Annotated in this window: 18 protein-coding genes and 1 tRNA gene; 9 read left to right on the top strand and 10 right to left on the bottom strand. The window is 40.2% G+C overall.

Annotation, left to right across the window (positions count from 1 at the left end; translation table 11 throughout):
• The 6 genes from F9K23_13600 to F9K23_13575 all read right to left on the bottom strand — a co-directional run.
• On the bottom strand, window positions 1–427 hold a 427-nt coding region (locus F9K23_13600; protein ID KAB2914753.1), incomplete at its 3' end, for a winged helix-turn-helix transcriptional regulator.
• Complete coding sequence (locus tag F9K23_13595) at window positions 424–630, bottom strand: hypothetical protein (protein KAB2914752.1); 207 nt, start codon at window positions 628–630, stop codon at window positions 424–426. The genes F9K23_13600 and F9K23_13595, both read right to left, overlap by 4 nt.
• 95 nt (window positions 631–725) lie before the next feature.
• Entirely contained in the window at window positions 726–1,031 is a 306-nt protein-coding gene (locus tag F9K23_13590; protein ID KAB2914751.1) for a hypothetical protein, read from the bottom strand.
• Window positions 1,032–1,310: 279 nt separating this feature from the next.
• Window positions 1,311–1,613 carry a helix-turn-helix domain-containing protein gene (locus tag F9K23_13585; GenBank protein ID KAB2914750.1) on the bottom strand — a complete coding sequence of 101 codons (303 nt, stop codon included), beginning with the start codon at window positions 1,611–1,613 and terminating at the stop codon, window positions 1,311–1,313.
• Window positions 1,614–1,781: 168 nt separating this feature from the next.
• A complete protein-coding gene (locus F9K23_13580) occupies window positions 1,782–2,681 on the bottom strand; it encodes a hypothetical protein (GenBank protein KAB2914749.1) in 900 nt (299 codons plus the stop codon).
• A 456-nt stretch (window positions 2,682–3,137) separates the two neighbouring features.
• Window positions 3,138–4,364, bottom strand: a complete 1,227-nt coding sequence (locus F9K23_13575; protein ID KAB2914748.1) for a site-specific integrase — start codon at window positions 4,362–4,364, stop codon at window positions 3,138–3,140.
• Between the two features lie 664 nt (window positions 4,365–5,028).
• Between F9K23_13575 and F9K23_13570 the strand changes: the two genes are divergently transcribed.
• The 4 genes from F9K23_13570 (at window position 5,029) to htpG (ending at window position 9,612) form a co-directional block, all read left to right on the top strand.
• Window positions 5,029–5,952: a DNA adenine methylase gene (locus F9K23_13570; protein KAB2914760.1), complete on the top strand. Its 924-nt coding sequence runs from the start codon at window positions 5,029–5,031 to the stop codon at window positions 5,950–5,952.
• Window positions 5,927–6,835, top strand: a complete 909-nt coding sequence (locus tag F9K23_13565) for a type II deoxyribonuclease (protein ID KAB2914747.1) — start codon at window positions 5,927–5,929, stop codon at window positions 6,833–6,835. The genes F9K23_13570 and F9K23_13565 overlap by 26 nt, the downstream gene beginning before the upstream one ends.
• A 1-nt stretch (window position 6,836) precedes the next feature.
• Window positions 6,837–7,721, top strand: coding sequence for a site-specific DNA-methyltransferase (locus tag F9K23_13560; protein KAB2914746.1), 885 nt, complete (start codon window positions 6,837–6,839; stop codon window positions 7,719–7,721).
• Between the two features lie 76 nt (window positions 7,722–7,797).
• Window positions 7,798–9,612 carry a molecular chaperone HtpG gene (gene htpG / locus F9K23_13555; GenBank protein ID KAB2914759.1) on the top strand — a complete coding sequence of 605 codons (1,815 nt, stop codon included), beginning with the start codon at window positions 7,798–7,800 and terminating at the stop codon, window positions 9,610–9,612.
• A 436-nt stretch (window positions 9,613–10,048) separates the two neighbouring features.
• Here htpG and F9K23_13550 read toward each other — a convergent pair whose 3' ends face one another.
• On the bottom strand, window positions 10,049–10,417 hold the full coding sequence (locus F9K23_13550; protein ID KAB2914745.1) for a DMT family protein: 369 nt from the start codon (window positions 10,415–10,417) through the stop codon (window positions 10,049–10,051).
• Window positions 10,418–10,547: 130 nt separating this feature from the next.
• On the opposite strand from F9K23_13550, the gene F9K23_13545 reads away from it, so the two are divergent.
• Both F9K23_13545 and F9K23_13540 read left to right on the top strand, forming a co-directional pair.
• The gene (locus F9K23_13545) at window positions 10,548–12,440 is read left to right on the top strand and encodes a long-chain fatty acid--CoA ligase (GenBank protein ID KAB2914744.1); all 1,893 of its coding nucleotides are present in this window, start codon (window positions 10,548–10,550) and stop codon (window positions 12,438–12,440) included.
• 80 nt (window positions 12,441–12,520) lie between these two features.
• Window positions 12,521–12,594 (top strand) — tRNA-Ile (locus F9K23_13540).
• A gap of 108 nt (window positions 12,595–12,702) precedes the next feature.
• Here F9K23_13540 and F9K23_13535 read toward each other — a convergent pair.
• On the bottom strand, window positions 12,703–14,541 hold the full coding sequence (locus F9K23_13535) for a T9SS type A sorting domain-containing protein (protein KAB2914743.1): 1,839 nt from the start codon (window positions 14,539–14,541) through the stop codon (window positions 12,703–12,705).
• A 279-nt stretch (window positions 14,542–14,820) separates the two neighbouring features.
• Here F9K23_13535 and F9K23_13530 point away from each other — a divergent pair, with 279 nt between their 5' ends.
• From F9K23_13530 to F9K23_13520, 3 genes are read left to right on the top strand one after another with little or no spacing between them, the layout of a single operon-like run.
• Window positions 14,821–15,405, top strand: a complete 585-nt coding sequence (locus F9K23_13530; GenBank protein ID KAB2914742.1) for a TetR/AcrR family transcriptional regulator — start codon at window positions 14,821–14,823, stop codon at window positions 15,403–15,405.
• Window positions 15,406–15,452: 47 nt separating this feature from the next.
• Window positions 15,453–16,268, top strand: coding sequence for an oxidoreductase (locus F9K23_13525; protein ID KAB2914741.1), 816 nt, complete (start codon window positions 15,453–15,455; stop codon window positions 16,266–16,268).
• A 5-nt stretch (window positions 16,269–16,273) separates the two neighbouring features.
• Window positions 16,274–17,401 (top strand): MBL fold metallo-hydrolase, encoded by a 1,128-nt coding sequence (locus tag F9K23_13520; protein KAB2914740.1) that lies wholly within the window; start codon window positions 16,274–16,276, stop codon window positions 17,399–17,401.
• 59 nt (window positions 17,402–17,460) lie between these two features.
• Here the strand turns inward: F9K23_13520 and F9K23_13515 are convergent, their stop codons facing one another.
• Window positions 17,461–17,931, bottom strand: a complete 471-nt coding sequence (locus tag F9K23_13515) for a hypothetical protein (GenBank protein ID KAB2914739.1) — start codon at window positions 17,929–17,931, stop codon at window positions 17,461–17,463.
• Window positions 17,931–18,152: a DUF3820 family protein gene (locus F9K23_13510; GenBank protein ID KAB2914758.1), complete on the bottom strand. Its 222-nt coding sequence runs from the start codon at window positions 18,150–18,152 to the stop codon at window positions 17,931–17,933. Before F9K23_13510 ends, F9K23_13515 begins: the two co-directional genes overlap by 1 nt.
• Window positions 18,153–18,199: the final 47 nt, after the last annotated feature.

Raw genomic sequence — 18,199 nt, 5'->3', positions numbered from 1 at the left:
GGTTAGGGCTTTGGGGGTCGTACAGCAATATCCATGCGGGCACGGTTAACTCGTAATCGGCTTTTGTCCCCCGAAAGGTCTTTTGTACAATCCCCATGTCCTCCAGTTTGGAAAGGTGGTTTAAAATGGTGCGTTTGTCCACTTTGACAAGGTGGGCTAACCGCACATTGTTCATGCGGCAGGGAATTGGGTTAATGGTCAAACACCCTACACGGTTGTTTTGGCGCACGTAGGCATCGCATACTTTTAACAAAGTAAGGAACAAACCGCCCCGGATGCGCTCTTTGGGGGTGGCTGCCTTTTGGTTCACATCCTTTACAAACTGGTTAAGGTGTTTGCGGACTTCTGCAATGTCTATCCTGCGGTAATCAAACCCGTCTATGGGGGTGGGGTTATGGGTATGGCTATAGGTGGGGGTTGCTGTCATAAAAACAACGTGTTGTTGGGGTTTTGTTGGTATTTAAGAGCAAGGGTGATGAAGCGTTGGTGCAGGCGTTGGTGGGTGGCAATTTGACGGGTCAGCAGTTCGGTGTCCCCTTTACTGTGGGGTACAGTCGGAAACAATAACAACCGTTGTATATGCCGTATTTTTTCGGTTTCTGTTTTGGCTTTTTGAAGATACCTTTGCATTTTCCCTGTCTTAATTTACTTAACTACTACACCAAGCGGCATAGGGGGCTATTCAGCCCCCTGCGCTTGCTTATTATTCACTTGCTTGTGAGGGGTCATTGCAGGCTGGTATATTCGCTAATGTGCGGGGGCTTACGCAGCCGCTGTTTGATGGTGCCGTCCTGTACCATTTCGGTAACGGCTTTTACCACTACTACCTTAGTAATTTTACTTTCAGGGGCTTTTAGTTGAAGTACATCGGTAATTTCATCAACGGTCAGCCATGTACGCTGGCTGTCGGTCAGGTTTCTGTCGGGGGCAGGTTTGCCCTGTGCATCCTTTGGGGTGAGGGCTGCTTTTACCTGCTCCTTTACCGCATCTATCGAAATAGCGGGGGCAGGCAATGTGGTTTTCTTTGCCATTGTTATACGTTTTGTTTGGGTTTTTGAGGGTAAACGGGCGGTTATTTTGACCAAAAAAAACTCACCGCCCTTTGTATCGGATGCTTGCAGGCGGATTTGCTGACCTTTGGCTTTTTATGCAGGTTAGAAACCTTGTTGGGTAAATTGCACTCACTGCATAGTGTGGCAGCTTGTTCCGCCCCCATCAATTTGATAAACACAGTCGTTTTGAAAGCCGTGTTTTGCCCGCAATGGGGGCATTGGTAATGAATAACCGAATGCACTCCCACAATGGTAACCTCAGACTTCATCTTGAATTTCCTTAACAGTTTTCTGACGTTTCTCTTTTAGCCATTTTTCAAGGTCTTCTTCATAAAAAAAGACGCGCTTGCCTCGCTTAAAATGAGGGATTTCCCGCTTGTGGGTCATTACATAAAGGGTTGCCTTAGCCATATCAAGATAGTCCGCAGCTTGTTGGACGTTCATGGGTAAACCCGTGGCAGCGGTTTTAGAACTTCCGTGGACTTTTCTGTTAAGCTCAACTACCAGTAAGGTAAGAGCATCTAACTTTTCGTAAATTTCAGTGAAGGGATTAGGTGCCATTGTTTATTCGAGTAATGGCAACAAATATTTAGCAAAATCTGTATGGGGTGCCCTTATGGGGTGGGCACCCCATAGCAAATTTTTTTATCCTGATTTTAAATGTGTTAGAACATGGGGTGGGCAAAAAATTAGCGGATAGGGCACCCCATGTTTGTAAACAGCCTTCTTTTAGCTGCCTAAAACCTCTAACTCTTCTTCGATGTCATTGATTATTTTTTCTACGATTGGGTCGTTGGGCAAATTCAAATCTTCAAATGCTCCTTTAAGAAAAAGCAAGTCTTCTTTGTTACGTTCCGCCGAAACGTTGTTAGGGTTTTTCAGGGATTTGTAAATATTGGAATTATACAGCTTCACACTCCCTTTAGGGATTTCCTTAGCAGTAAGGATATATATTAAACGGGCAATTGCGGCAAGGTTTACCGTGGTAATATCCAAACGCATGGCATTAAAAATTAACAATAAAGCCATACGTTGCCTGCGTATGGTATAAAGGGCTTCATTCCCCTGTAATCCTAACAGTCCGTCATTGTTGGCTATTTGCTCAAGCACATTTTCAGCAGTAAGGGTTTTACCGACGGCTGGCGGTTGGCCTTGCACTGTTTCAGTGGTTCTTGATTTGAGAAAACTATTGTAGATAATGGCCTTTTTCCAAACATCTTTGGTAAACAAGAATTTTACCACGTAACCAAGCCTGTAAAATTTGTAACGAAAGCTAACCGTACTGACACGTCCGTCCGGGTGGGTTACCACTATTCTCTTGAAATTTATATTGATACCCAAGAGCTGGTTGTATTCCACTTCAGGTTCGGGTATGCCGTCGAGTTTAGGTAATTGGCCGTAATTATCCATAATTACCTTCATAATTGCCTTGTTGACTTCCTCAATATCAATCCCTTCTTTGAGGGTAGGTAAGTTGAAGAGTTTAAAATACCCTTTTGGGTAGCCGTGCCCTAATTCTTTGGAGGTGTCCCCAGCATCAAACAAGTGGGTGGTGTCGTTGTAATTCTGAAAATAGTTTTTAAAATGTGCGAGCAATACCTCCGCATTCAAATCATTCCGTAAATTCATAGTTTGGTTCCTCTCCTTTGAAATGTGTGTTCTGAAAATCATAAATGTGAAACAACAAACGGTGTTTATTCAGCTATTATTTCACATATAAACGAAAGCAGGTGCAGAAAGTACAAACAAATGCCATATTTTCGACAAAGCCAATAACGGCAGATAGCACAGGATGGGATGTATAAACGCCTTTTAAAAACAACACGTTGTTGCAGGTGGTTTTTTGGATTAAATTAATAACCAATCAGTTATACTAATCCTGAAAAACAAGGTGTTGGAAAATTCCCAACGCCTTGTTTTTGCAAGTGTTTCAGTAGTAATTAGTTAATTTTGGTAAAAACAGAGTGTTTTTTGATAATTTTATCTACTCAACTGATAGTTAACTGATTAACCTGTTTTTAACTCCAACAACGTGTTGTTGGAAAACGGGCTTAATCCGGCTGTGGGTTGACACGGTGTCTTGTCTCAAAGCAGCAATTGTTTTGCGGCATTGTCCAGTTCGTTGTTTTTAATGCTGTCAAGGTACACTTGTGTCATTTCTTCGGTGGTATGGCCAAGCATCGTTTGTATTTTAGCAGTGGAAATATCCAAGTCCCGCAGGTGGGTGGCAAAAGAGTGCCTTGCCCAATAGCTGGTAATGTCGGCGGGTATTTTGAGTTCTTTGGCAATTTTCTTTAAATGTTCATTGATTTTGCTTAATTTATTCTGTTTGACGTTTTTCAGCTTTTCAGGGGTATTGTGGACGGCAGGGTCAATAATCGGAAACACAAAATCTTCACCATTCGGTGTTCCCTCTTGTCCGTACCGTTGGATTTTGAAGTACTCCAATATCTTCAACGCAGGTTCTAATAGTTCGATGTTGTACAGCTTATTTGTCTTTGACCTGTTATAGGTTAAACGTCCGCTATAAATGTTTTTCCATTTTAAGTGGGCTATATCGGTAAAGTTCATGCCCCAACAGTAATAGCTAAAGGTGAAATATACCATTGCATAGAATTTAGGGCTTCCCTCCTCTGCTTTGTAACTTAATAAGCCTTTCAGGCTGCTTTTATCCAATGCCCTATGCTCCACTTCATCTTTCTTGAGGTGAGCTATCTGAAAATCCTTAAACGGGCTTTTTTCATAGGGGATGTCAGCTAAGGTAAACAAGGCTTTCAGTTTTGATAAATAGCAATAACGGGTATTCATTTTAAAACCCTTAGCAATCATGTATTGGTCATACTTGCGCAAAAACACAAGGTCGATTTCTGAGAACTGCAAACTTTGGCTGCCTTTCATAAAGTCCAACAACATATTTTTAGCAGCATTGTAGTTTCGGCGGGTACTAACTTGGCCTGATTTCTTTAAGTCAGCTATGGTAGCATCAAAAAACGGGAATACAGCTTTGTCCACCTTGCTTTTCTTTACTTTCTCTTTTACCAATGTAGCTGTCAGGTTCGCATCTTGGTTTTGCAAGCCCAACAGTTCCACTTCTGCATCGCGTTTACGCTTTAATAAGTAGATTTTTAGCTCTGAGGCAAGGGGATGCTTTTTATTCGGCAGTCCTTGTTTGTCATCCCAGTGTGCAGCCAAAGAAGATTTGCCCGTAAAGATGAACTTTGATTTTCGGTGAACGGTAAACCGTATTGCAATGGGGTGGGTTCCGTCCGCAAGGGTCTTAGATTTCCGTAGTACAAGTTTTATAGATGCCATCGTTTGTTTTTACCCTACGACCTGATTTAAGGTACAACATAGGTACAGCAAATTAACAAAAAATAGAAAAGAATAACAAACAATGAAAAGATGTAAAGACTGTAAGTGCTTTAAAATATGGACTTTTAAAGAATGTAAAAACACGGAAAGTATAAAAACCTCTCCCCTCTTGGAGGACATTGGGGTGCTCACCTACCTCATTAACTTTTCGAGTATCAAATTTCGGTCGTCGTTCAATATCCCCCGCTTGCGGGGGTAGGGGGTGGAAATGACAATTCGGGTAGTTCTGCCGAACTTGTTTCGGCATCTCATCACCATTAACGAGATTTACCTATACGATCCCGAACCAAGTTCGGGATGACGGTGGTTTTCCTCCTCCTACATCCTCCTCCAAAGGAGGACATTGGGGGTGCTGACCTACCTCATTAACTTTTCGAGTATCAAATTTCGTTCGTCGTTCAATATCCCCCGCTTGCGGGGGTAGGGGGTGGAGATGCTGCGCTCGTAGTCCTGCCAATAGCGAGCATTTTACTTCTAAGATTTCTTCTGTGGCACAATAATTTTTTAAAATGTAGCACAAGGAAACGAAGGGATAAGTTCATAGTTTACCTGTTGTCGGTCAAAAGTCTTATTTTTGAGATTGATTAAAGCAAAAGAAGACTTTGTGAGAAACAGAACAAACAGTGCGGCTAAACCCTTTTTAAAGTGGGCAGGTGGTAAAACTCAGCTATTACCTGCAATTCAAAGCTTTTTACCGGATGAAATAAAAAATGAGAATTTAGTATATGTTGAGCCATTTGTTGGCAGTGGAGCCGTATTATTTTGGATGCTTACCCAATTCAAAAACTTGAAAAAAGCAGTTATCAATGATATTAATACGGATTTGATTAACACTTATAGGATGATTGCTACATCTCCGGAAAAACTAATTGCAATTTTAGATAACTGGCAAAAGGAATATCACTGTTTGAATGAAGAAAAACGGAAAGAGTATTACTACGCCTGTAGAAACCTTTATAACAGCAGGAAAAGTAGCATGGAAACTCAGGCGGCCTTGTTTATTTTTTTAAACAGAACATGTTTTAATGGCTTATATCGTGTTAACAAAAACAACTTATTTAATGTTCCAATAGGTAGTTATAAAACCCCTGCTATTTGTGATAAGGAAAATATTTTAGCGGCTAGTAACGCTCTTCAGAAAGTTGAAATACTAAATGTTGACTTTGAGGAAACTCTAAACTACGCAGGGGATAATACGTTTTTCTATTTAGACCCTCCTTACAAGCCGTTAAGCAATACGTCAAGCTTCAATTCATATGCTAAGGATGAATTTAATGATGATGAGCAAATTCGGTTAAAAAATTTTTGTGATAAACTAAATATGCTCGGCCACAAATGGTTATTAAGTAATTCTGATGTTAAAGGGGAAAACAAGGAAAATAATTTCTTTGATGATCTTTATAGTGGATTCAACATATCTCGTGTAAAGGCCAAAAGGATAATTAATGCCAATCCTGAAAAACGAGGCGAGTTAAATGAACTATTAATCACTAATTATCCTTATGAAGAAGCTTTGTCAGTTGCTTAATATACCTGATGACGATGCCCTTTTTAAATACATAACAAGTACTTTTAAAGAAAAAATAACCCAATGGGACTATTTTGTGAATTGGGTAAAGGTGCTTGAAAACATAACTCCGATTGAAAAGGAGTTAAATCTTCTTAATGTACTTATTGGTAAAGAAGACATCGAGGGTGAGATGTTTAATTTGCTACAAGAGTATCCCCAAGTAATTAAAGCGTTCCCCGCTCTAATTGCCATTAGAGAACAATCTATTGATATATTAATTGATGCCGAAAATTTTGTTTACAAAAACTACTCATTTCAACATCGAAAGTTAACGGATAATGACTGTAAAGAGTTGACGGATTTTATCATAAAATCTGGCATTGGAACACTGTTTAAGGACAAAAAAATCAAAAACCTTGTTGATTATGTAACTGGCGTTGAAGTTGGTTTAGATAGCAATGGACGGAAAAACAGGGGCGGAACCCTTATGGAAGCGCTGACGGAAAACTTTATTGCGAAAACCTGCGCTGAGTTAAACTTAGCTTATATGCCTCAGGCTAATGCTAAAAAAATAAAAAGAGATTGGAACCTCGATATTATTGTGGACAAATCTTCCAGAAATATTGATTTTGCGGTGAATAAGGGAAACAAATTGTGTTTTATTGAATGTAATTTTTATGGAGGTGGTGGTTCAAAGTTAAAATCAACCGCTACGGAATACAGCAAAATGAATGATTACTGGAATGCTCAAGGGATAGAATTCATTTGGGTAACCGATGGGTTTGGCTGGAAATCAACAGAAAAGCCTTTAAGGGAATATTTTGATAAAGCTGACTATTTGTTGAATTTAGAAATGTTGAAATACGGTGTTTTGAAAACACTATTACAAGAAAAACAATAACATATTGATTCCATACTATAAATCCAACGATAAAAACTTTTATCTCCTACAGGGAGATTCAATGGAATTGTTGCCACAGTTTGAGCATAAGTTCGATATGGTGTTTGCTGATCCTCCCTATTTTTTATCAAACAATGGATTGACGATTCAAAGTGGCAAAGTAGTTAGTGTTAACAAAGGCAAATGGGATAAGTTTAGAGGATACGATTTTGTTAATGATTTTAACCGTAAGTGGCTTTACCCGGTAAGAGAAAAAATGAAGGAAGATGCCACTATATGGATTAGTGGTACTCATCATAATATATTTTCGATTGGTCAAATTTTAACTGAGCTAAATTTTAAAATATTAAACGTTGTTACTTGGGAAAAAACAAATCCACCTCCAAACTTTTCATGTCGTTATTTTACCCATTCAACTGAGTTGATTATTTGGGCACGTAAAAACCCCAAAACACCCCATTATTATAATTATGAGCTTATGAGGCAACTGAATGGGGATAAGCAAATGAAAGACGTGTGGAAGTTGCCTGCTATTGCAAAATGGGAAAAAACATGTGGTAAACACCCTACCCAAAAACCACTTTCTGTATTAACCCGTTTAATTCTTGCTTCCACAAAACCTAATGCCTGGATCCTTGACCCTTTTGCCGGAAGCAGCACCACCGGAATTGCAGCCAATTTACTTAACCGAAGGTATTTGGGAATTGATATTGAAAAAGAATATTTGGAAATAAGTAAATGTAGAAAGCTGGAAATTGAGAATTTGCAAACTTCCAATAAATACAAAGAAAAAATTAACGGTTTTAATACTCCAGAAGAACTATCAAACTTTCTTGTGAAAGAACCAGAGGAAAGATACAGCCCAGAGTTAAATTTTATAAGCTAGTTCCGCCATTCTGTCACCTCTCCATCCTCGGCATAGTTACTGATAAATGGATGAAGAACTAAACGATTACGAAACTATGCAAAAAGGCAACATTAGTGTACACACGGAGAACATTTTTCCTATCATTAAGAAGTTCTTATACAGCGACCACGAGATTTTTTTACGTGAGTTGGTAAGCAACGCAGTGGATGCTACCCAAAAGCTGAAAACCCTTGCCGGAACGGGTGAGTTTAAAGGTGATTTGGGTGACTTGAAAATACGCGTGGAATTGAACGAGGAGGCCAAAACCATTACCATTAAAGACGTGGGCATTGGTATGACTGCCGAGGAGATTGAAAAGTACATTAACCAGATTGCGTTTAGCGGTGCCGAAGAGTTTGTTGAGAAATACAAGGATAAAGATGCGGCTGCCATTATCGGACATTTTGGCTTGGGTTTCTACTCAAGTTTTATGGTGGCTGATAAGGTTGAAATTATTACCAAATCTTATAAAGACGATACCACTGCCGCCCACTGGGTATGCGAAGGCAGCACTGAATTTAGCATTGATGCTCACGACCGTGCCGAGCGCGGAACGGATATTATCCTCCATATTACCGAAGAAAGCGCAGAGTTTTTACAAAAAATTCGCGTAAAAGGGTTGTTGGAGAAATATTGCCGCTTTTTACCCGTTGAAATTGAATTTGACGGCGAGGTGATTAACAACACCCAGCCTTTGTGGACTAAAAAGCCCGCCGATATTACCGAGGAAGAGTACAAAGAGTTTTACAAATCGCTGTACCCTTTTAGCGAGCCTCCGTTGTTTTGGATTCACCTGAACGTGGATTATCCCTTCAACCTGACAGGCATTTTGTATTTTCCCAAGGTGAAGGATAATTTCGATATCCAACGCAATAAAATACAGTTATACAGCAACCAAGTGTTTGTAACCGAAGAGGTGAAAGACATTGTGCCTGAGTTTTTAATGCTGCTGCACGGGGTGATTGATAGTCCGGATATTCCGTTGAACGTGTCGCGCAGTGCATTGCAAGCCGACGGTAACGTGAAAAAAATTACCGGTTATATTACCCGCAAGGTTGCCGATAAATTGCAAGAGATATTTAACAACGACCGCAAAGCCTACGAAGAGAAGTGGGAAAACGTAGGGTTGTTTGTGAAATTCGGGACGGTGAGCGATGAGAAATTTGCTGAAAAATCGGGTAAATTCAGTCTGTTGCAAAACACCGATAAAGAGTTTTACACGTTTGATGAATACGTGGAGAAGGTGAAGCCTTTGCAAACGGACAAAGACAATAAGGTAATCTTGCTGTATACCAACGATGCCAATAAACAATACAGTTTTATTGAGGCGGCAAAAAAACGCAGCTACGATGTGTTGGAGTTGGGCGGTCCGTTGGACAACCACTTTATCAGCTACCTTGAAAATAAAAATCCTGATAACCGCATTTTCCGCATTGATGCCGATGTGATTGATAAGTTGATTAACAAAGACGAAAAACGCGAATCGGTATTGAGCGACGAACAAGTGAACGGCTTGAAAGAAGTGTTTAAGCTGGGTATTAATAACGATAAGTGGCGCATTGAATCGGAGGCACTAAGCCCCGACGACCATTTTATCACTATTACCAAACCTGAGTTTGAGCGCCGTATGCAGGAAATGGCAATGATGAACGGCATGGGGCAGATGTTTGGCGGCATGGGCGACAGCTACCAAGTGCTGATAAACAGCAACCATCCTTTGGCCGGAAAGATTGCGAACGAGGAAAATACCGATGCTAAAAACAGCTTGGTGAAACAAGCGGTCGATCTTGCCAAGTTGCAGCAAAACCTGCTTACAGGCGAGGAGATGAGTGCGTTTATTAAACGCAGCGAAGAATTGCTTACTAAATAATTGGGTTTTAGTAATTGAATAATGTGTAAGCCCTGAACGTGATGCGTTCGGGGCTTTTTTATTGTGGTTTTAACAGCTTATAAAATGCTGTTTTGTTGGTGGGCTTGTGTCAAATGGTTTTAAACCATTCGACACAACATTTCCAAGAGCGACGGGTTTTATACCCGTCGGGGATTTATTTAGTTTTTCCAATTACAATTCGGTAGTTGTTCTTTGTCAGTTTCACAGGTTTGGCACTAACGTCGCAATCCCTTGTGCGGCGCGTAACAAAAATAACAGCATAACTGCGTAACCTGATAACACCGTAACAAGGATTATTGAAGCCAGCATATAAAATGCTGTTTTGTTGGTGGGCGTGTGTCGAATGGTTTAACACCATTAGACACAACATTTTCAATAGCGACGGGTTTTATACCCGTCGTAAGGGGTAATGCAGTTATTTCTTAAAAATAAAATATACGGCAAGTACCAAAAACACAAAACCGATAAGGTGGTTGATGCGTAAGGTTTCGTTCTTAAAAAACACTACTGAAAACAAAACAAACACCACCAGTGTTATTACTTCCTGCATTACTTTTAATTCCATCAGGCTAAACGGCCCGCCGTTTTCCTTGTAACCCAAACGGTTAGCCGGCACTTGGAAACAGTATTCAAAAAAAGCAATCGCCCAGCTGATGAGTATTACACCCCAAAGTCCCCAGCCTTCCATAAACTTCCACTCCTTAAACTTAAGGTGTCCGTACCAGGCCATATTCATAAAAGCGTTAGAAACTATAAGTAGCAGTATTGTATAAAACGATTTCATAAGTATATTAGTGATTCAGTTTTGCAAATATTGCAAAAACTAACCTTAACCAATGCGCTAAACCGTAAGGATAGCTGCTTTATAAAAACAAAATTTGTAGTTGATTAGTCATAACAACTAAAGAAGATTTATGGAAATAGAGTTGCCATACCCCTCGTTGCATCACATGATGCGCAACGCGGCCAGTAAAATTAAAACACCCCACCACAATTACATGTATGAAAAGGTGGGTAACGAGTACAAGGCCATTACCTATGCAGAGACATTTGAGAAATTGAATGCTATTTCGGCATACTTGTACGATTTGGGACTGCGCAAGGGCGACCGTGCAGCGTTGATATTAGAAAACTGCCCCGAGTTTATCTTTTTTGATCAAGGCTTGCAACAAATTGGTGCGGTAAATGCCTCGATTTACCCAACCCTTTCAGAAGGAGAAATCGAATACATCCTTAACGATTCGGGTTCGAGGGTAGTATTAGTAGGCTCGCCCTTTCTGCTTAAAAAAGTGTTGAAGGTTCGCAGTCTTTGTCCTGCCTTGCAAAAGATAATAATCAACTATACCGACTCTAAGGCAGTTGAAGACGAAGGGATTATAGAGTTAGAAAAGGTTTACGAAATAGGGAAGAGCTTGTATGGCAAATACCACGCTGCCATTGAAGAAGAGTTAGCAAAAGCCACCCCCGGCGATTTGGCGATGCTCATCTATACATCAGGTACAACTGGCGTTCCTAAAGGGGTGATGCTTTCGCACGGCAACATTATGAGCAATATTGTGATGGCGCTTATTTTGTGTAAAGCCATTAGCTCCGCCGATCGCTTTTTGTCCTTCCTACCGCTTAGTCACGTGTATGAGCGCATGGTAACTTATTACCTTGGGTCGTGTGTAGCTACCGAGATGGCTTTTGCCGTTAGCGTGGATACCATAGCAACCAACGTAAAAGAAATTAAGCCTTCCATTATTGCCACCGTGCCCCGTCTATTGGAGCGCATTGAGGAAAAGGTGCGTAAAAAGGCAGCAGGTAAGGGCAAACTTAAAAACAGTATTTTCTTATGGGCACTTAAGGTGGGTCAAAAAGCACGCTTGCGTCGCGAAGAAGGTAAAGGGTTAACTCCCGTATTAGCCTTGCAGCATTTTATAGCCGATAAGCTGGTGTTTAGTGATATTAAAGCCAATCTTGGCGGTAATATCCGTATGATTATATCAGGAGGGGGGCCACTACCTCAACACGTAGGTGAGTTTTTCGGAAATATTGGCATCAGAGTGATGGAAGGTTACGGTCTTACCGAGACCTCGCCGTTTGTATGCGTAAATGAGTTTGAAAGGCAGGTGTTTGGTACGGTAGGTCGCATAGCTCCCGGTAACACAGTATGCCTTAAAAATCCCGATACCGGTGTGATTATTACCGAACAAACCTATGAAAGCCAGGATTTTGATTTTGAGAGCGAAGAAGGCGAAATATGCATTAAAGGGCCCAATGTAATGATGGGATATTGGAACAAGCCTGAAGATACCTCCAAAGTAATTGATGCCGACGGCTGGTTCCATACAGGTGATATCGGTAAGTTTTATAAGGGTAACCTTAAAATCACTGACCGTATCAAAAACATGATTGTGAATGCCTACGGTAAAAACATTTATCCTGCCCCTGTAGAGAATGTGTATTTACGCAGTAATAAGATAGAACAGATTTTCTTGATAGGCGATAAGCGTGAACACCTTACTGCCATTGTTATTCCCTCAAAAGAAGAGTTGATGGAGCAGTTTAAAATTGCGAGCGACTTTTTTGAAACAGGTGAAGCATTTATACAAGATGAGAAGATTGTGAAGTGGATTGATGAAGACATAAAAGCACTATCAAACCAGTTGGCAAAATTTGAGCGTATCAAAGGGTTTATTGTTAAGCGTAAGCCGTTTAGCATTGACGAGGGCGAACTGACCCCTACCCAAAAAGCCAAACGCCGAGTGATTGAAACCAAGTACGCAAACGATATCGACCGTTTGTATGCCCACGTGAAAGAATAAAAATTGGCAGGTAAAAACTTGCGCAAGTAAAAACGCTGCATTACTTTTGCAGTCCTTTTAGCAAAACCCTTGGGGTTTGCGGGCCTATAGCTCAGCCGGTTAGAGCACCTGACTCATAATCAGGGGGTCCCTGGTTCGAGCCCAGGTGGGCCCACAAAAATTAGAAGCCATCCACGTCCGGATGGCTTTTTTGTTTTAACTGTGGTTAACATAAAAAAGAGCTTGACACGAGTGTCAAGCTCTTTTTCAGTTCTTTAATAGACTATTTTATTAATATTATTTTGTGGTTTTCATTGATGGTGTTATCGATGTTTGAAATATTTATAATGTATGATCCCTCTGATAACTCGTCTACGGGTACATTTATTATTTCAGCATTAGTGGTCATAAATTGTTTTGATAAAACTATACGTCCTGTAGATTCATATACTTTGATGATATACCCGCCTTTAAGTGATTCTTTGGCTTGGATGAATATGTTGTTTCTTGTTGGATTAGGGTAAACGTTCAGTTTATTGCTATACCCGTATTCATCAATTTTTAAAGTGTTTTTTCCTGTTTTATAAAACCCTAACCCTGTAGTATCGCAAATTTCTTTAAATGAAATATCATCAAGTGCAAAGTCATTTCCATTGGCATTTGTATTTTGATTCACGATTGATATCTCAACAGAAGTATTGCTTCCTGAATTCCAAATCTGGTAAAATTGTTTCCAAGAGCATAGTGCCGAATCTGACTCGATAGTGTCCCCAATTAAAGTTCCACCAATAGAGAACTGAAGAACAGCGTTATATCCAACACCGCATGTAATATTACTTAGCCATGCTGAAAATTCGTAATACCTATTAGGTTGCACACTTACGGTTTGTTTCCAAACTTTTACGTTTGCTGTTGGTGCACCATTAATAATCATCATGTTTCCGCTTCCGGATGTGTGGTCAGAGCATGATGCAAAACATTGGTGTGTTGAAGATGGATTGGTGCCGACATCGTATTGGCTTTCAAGTAAGTTGCTTGTATATGGAGTGGTGTAAGGATTATATGTGTAGTCGGAATCAAATGCTGTGTCACCGTCTTCGAAATCACCATTTTCAACCAACTCAATGGGATTGAAAAGCGACACGTTCGTTGTTATTATGCTGTCACAGCCATTTCCTGCTTGCAATGTGTCATAAAAAGTCCCTACAGTGTCTACCCATATTTCGGATGGTAATTGTACACTGTCTTCTTCATTACATAGAACAAGATTTTGAGTAAACATCTTTGGGGAAAATGTTATCGATACTGAATCTGTTGCGTAACATATTGATCTGAATGAAATATCATCAAGGGCAAAATCATTGCCGTTAGGATCCGTGTTTTGATTTACTATAGATATTTCAACAGATGTATTGCTCCCAGAATTCCAAATTTGAAAGAATTTTTTCCAGCTACAGAGCGCAGAATCGGACTCAAATGTTCCGCCCACTAAATTTCCTCCTATTGAGAATTGTAGTTGAGCGTTATATCCAACACCACAAGTGACATTGTTTAGCCAAGCTGAGAATGCATAATCTGTATTTGGAGTGACTGATATAATTTGCTTCCAAACTTTAACATTAGCTGTCGGAGCACCATTTATTATCATCATTTTTCCTACACCCGTGGTGTGATCACTACAAGCGGCAAAACATTGGTGAATAGCTGACGGATTAGTCCCCACGTAATACTCTTCTTCGTCTAAATCGTTCGAATAAGGAACGGGCGTAGGGTTAAAGGTATAGTCAGAGGAAAAGCCTGTGTTACCGCTTTCAAAGTTTCCATTTGTAACTAGTTCAGTGCCATTTGCAAAAGAAGCGGTAACATAATACTTGATTGTTCCATTTACGGTTGCTACTGGGTTTGATATCGTAGTGTTGCTTAAGCGTGTTGATGGGCTCCAAGAATAACCTATTGGTGTAGAGCTTGAGGTTGCATTTAGCTGTACAGAGCTACCGAATACGCAAACTGTCGTGTCAGCTGAGGCATTAATACTGCATTGTGCGTTTAATTCATGTGACCAACCTGCGATAGCAATTACTGCAATTAATAATTTAAAGTGTTTTTGAATTGATTTTTTCATGTGATTAATTTTAATGATAGTTTATGTCGAATGAGATTACAATTGTTGTAACAAATCTATAATATCACATTTACACTTTCTTGTACTTAATGATTTATTCGATTAACGTCTAATCTCTCTTTGGTTTTGTTTTTCCGGTAACTGTTTCTTATAATTATTTGATTATAAATAATTTACTTTCTAATTTTTTATTTGTGACATTAAATTAATGGTACCAGTAGAGTGTTAAATTTTATTAATACTTCTTGGAGAAGAAGAAAACCTTCTTACCTTTGTAGAGTGATTAGTCAATCTGAAAAAGGAGATAAGAAAGCTGAGATTCTTGCATCGGCATTGAAGCTGTTTGTTGAGTCAGGTTTTCACGGTACACCCACCAGCAAAATTGCCAAAGAGGCTGGTGTGGCCAATGGTACCCTTTTTCATTACTACAAAACCAAAGATGATTTAATCATAGGCTTGTACATTGATATTAAATCAAAGCTCGGAGCCTGCATTAGGCCGCAAGGTTTGCCGGGAGAAGATACCAAAGCAACGTGTAAGCGTAATTATGTTGATGCTTTGTATTGGGCCATGAACAATGAAGCTGAGTTTAGGTTTGTGCAGCAATTTTCCAGCTCTCCGTACCTAATGCTGATTACACCCGATGAAATGAAAAAACAATCAAAGGCTTGGTTGTCAATGATTGAAGAGGGCATTGTTAAGGGTGAAGTAGAACCATTGCCATTAGAATATATTAATACATTAATCAGCAGTAATATTTACGGGCTGCACCAATACCTAAGCATGGCTAAGCTCAGTAACGATGCGCAAGCTAAAGTTATCGAAGACAGTTTTGAACGTCTTTGGCGCATGATAGGAGCATAAATTTTTTTAACGGATAATAGAGTGATTAATCAATCGAATAAACAAAAATGAAAAAAGTAATATTAATAACAGGAGCCTCGGCCGGGATAGGAAAAGATACTGCAAAGCTGCTGGCAAAAGAAGGCCACATAGTATATGGGGCAGCACGTAGGGTTGATAAGATGCAAGAGTTGGTGCAATACGGAGTGCGTTTGTTGGCAATGGATGTAACAGACGACGCGTCAATGATAAAAGGGGTGAATGAGATTATTGCTGCTGAAAAACGCATCGATGTATTGGTAAATAATGCAGGCTATGGTTCGTATGGAGCAGTTGAAGATGTGCCCTTGGATGAAGCACGCTACCAGTTTGAGGTAAACGTGTTTGGGTTGGCACGCCTTATACAGTTGGTGTTGCCCCACATGCGCAGCCAAAAATCGGGTAGAATTATTAATGTGTCTTCAATGGGAGGTAAATTCGGTGAGCCCCACGGAGCTTGGTACCATGCAACTAAGTTTGCAGTAGAGGGCTTTAGCGATAGCTTACGTATGGAGTTGAAACAATTTGGTATTGATGTAGTGGTAGTGCAGCCCGGCGCAATAAAAACCGAATGGAGCGGTATAGCAGGTGATAATATGTTAAAAACATCAGGCAATACAGCGTATGGCAATCTTGCCCGCATGCATGCTAAAGTATTGCAAAACGAGGAAGGGAAAATGGGTTCTGAGCCTATTGTGATAGCCGAAGCCATTAAAAAAGCCATTGACGCGAATAAACCAAAAACCCGCTACGTGGCAGGTGCATTGGCAAAATCAACGTTGTTTATGAAGAGCATACTACCCGATAGGGTTTTTGACAGCATTTTAATGCGTATGTTAAAGTAACAGAAATGAGAAGAACATTTAAGATAATAAAGAAAACACTAATGATACTACTTGTTTTGATAGCTGTTTTTATTGCTGCCGTAGCCATTTTTATGCAGCAGGAACAGTTTGGGAAATATCCTGAAGGAGAGAGATTGGAGCGAATTAAAAAATCACCGAATTTTAGAGACGGACAATTTCAAAACCAAAGCCATACGCCTGATTTAGCAGAGGGTGAAAACTACTTCTCCGTAATGAAGAAGTTTATTTTTAATAAAGACCCACGTAATAAACCTGCCGATACTATCCCTACAAAGAAAATAGATTTGAAAGCGATAGACCCTTTAAAAGATATGATGGTGTGGTTTGGTCACTCGTCATACTTTATGCAGGTTGACGGCAAACGGATATTGGTTGACCCTGTTTTAAGCGGGTCGGCCTCTCCGGTAAGCTTTACAACAAAAAGTTTTGTAGGTAGTGATGCTTACACGGTAGATGATATTTCTGAAATAGATTACCTGTTTATTTCGCACGACCATTGGGACCATTTGGATTACAAAACAGTAACTGCTCTAAAGTCACGTGTTAAAAAGGTAATCTGCGGATTAGGTGTTGGAGCCCATTTTGAACGTTGGGGTTTTGATGTGGCCAACGTAATCGAGCAAGACTGGTACGATGAGGTGGTATTAGATTCAGGGTTTAAAGTAACCTTTACTCCTGCCAGACACTTTTCAGGTCGTGGATTTAAACGTAACCGTTCGTTGTGGGTATCGTTTGTATATCAAACACCCACCAAAAAGATATACTTAGGCGGCGATTCAGGCCATGATAAACACTTTGCCGAAATAGGAACTAAATACGGGCCGTTTGACCTTGCGATACTTGAGTGCGGGCAATACGATAAAGGGTGGAAATACATACACATGATGCCCGAAGAAGCAGTACAAGCAGCCAAAGAACTAAAAGCATACAAATTGCTTCCTGTGCATTGGGCCAAGTTTTCGTTAGGTAACCATGCTTGGGACGACCCGATACTACGGGTTACCACGGCTGCAAAAACCAACAATCAACCCATTATTACCCCTGTAATAGGTGAAGAAGTTAGCCTACAAGACTCTGCAACTTATGTGGAGTGGTGGCAGGGATTGAAATGACCTCAAGACAATTTTAAGTGTATATAAAGGGTGTGGTAATTTGCCATGCCCTTTTTAATTTATAAACCTTCCAGCTCCTTCAAATAATCGTACTGCAAATCCTCGTGAAGGGTGGCTACTGCCTTGCGTATTTTTTCAAGCTGGCGGTCGTATAGTTTAGATAAGTCGAGGTAACGGTGCACGGGTATGCCTGTTTCTTTCAACTCACGACAATAATAAATCAGTACCTCAGCTTCGGTTTGTTTGTTACCACTGTATTTAATAAACTTGTTCGCCATTCGTAACACTTTGCGAATCCCCTTTTTGGCGTAATAAATGTTGTCAGTGTTTATTTCACCAAACTGGGTGGTTATTTCAAGCTGCACATTACGGATGTATTGCTGTTCATCGTGTGCCTCAAACAACAAGTAGGTAAGCAGTTCCTTGTTTTCCTTTTTGTATTTTGTAAGTCTTAGGCACAGTTCAACCACCTGCTTTGTCGGCAGTTCATTCAGTTCGCGTTTTAATTCAGCTAATGTGGCAGCCTTCATTACTTCATTTTTTTCAAGGGTTCCAGCAGGTATTCAAGCCCGTTCAGTTTTATTTCATACAAGGTTTGCAGCATCATTCCCAACTTTCCTTGGGGAAAGCCCTTGCGGTTAAACCACTCAAGGTACGATACAGGTAAATCACACAGCACAGTGCCTTTGTATTTCCCAAAAGGCATCTCCATTTTCACCAGTTGCAGCAGTAGTTGAGGGTCGGTAGTCATTCGTCGGCAACTTACAATTTTTTTCAACGCGCCATTATTACAAAATA

It is taken from the genome of Bacteroidota bacterium, from assembly GCA_008933805.1.
Taxonomy (GTDB): Bacteria; Bacteroidota; Bacteroidia; order UBA8524; family UBA8524; genus SB11.
This window is presented reverse-complemented; position numbering and strand designations above follow the sequence as displayed.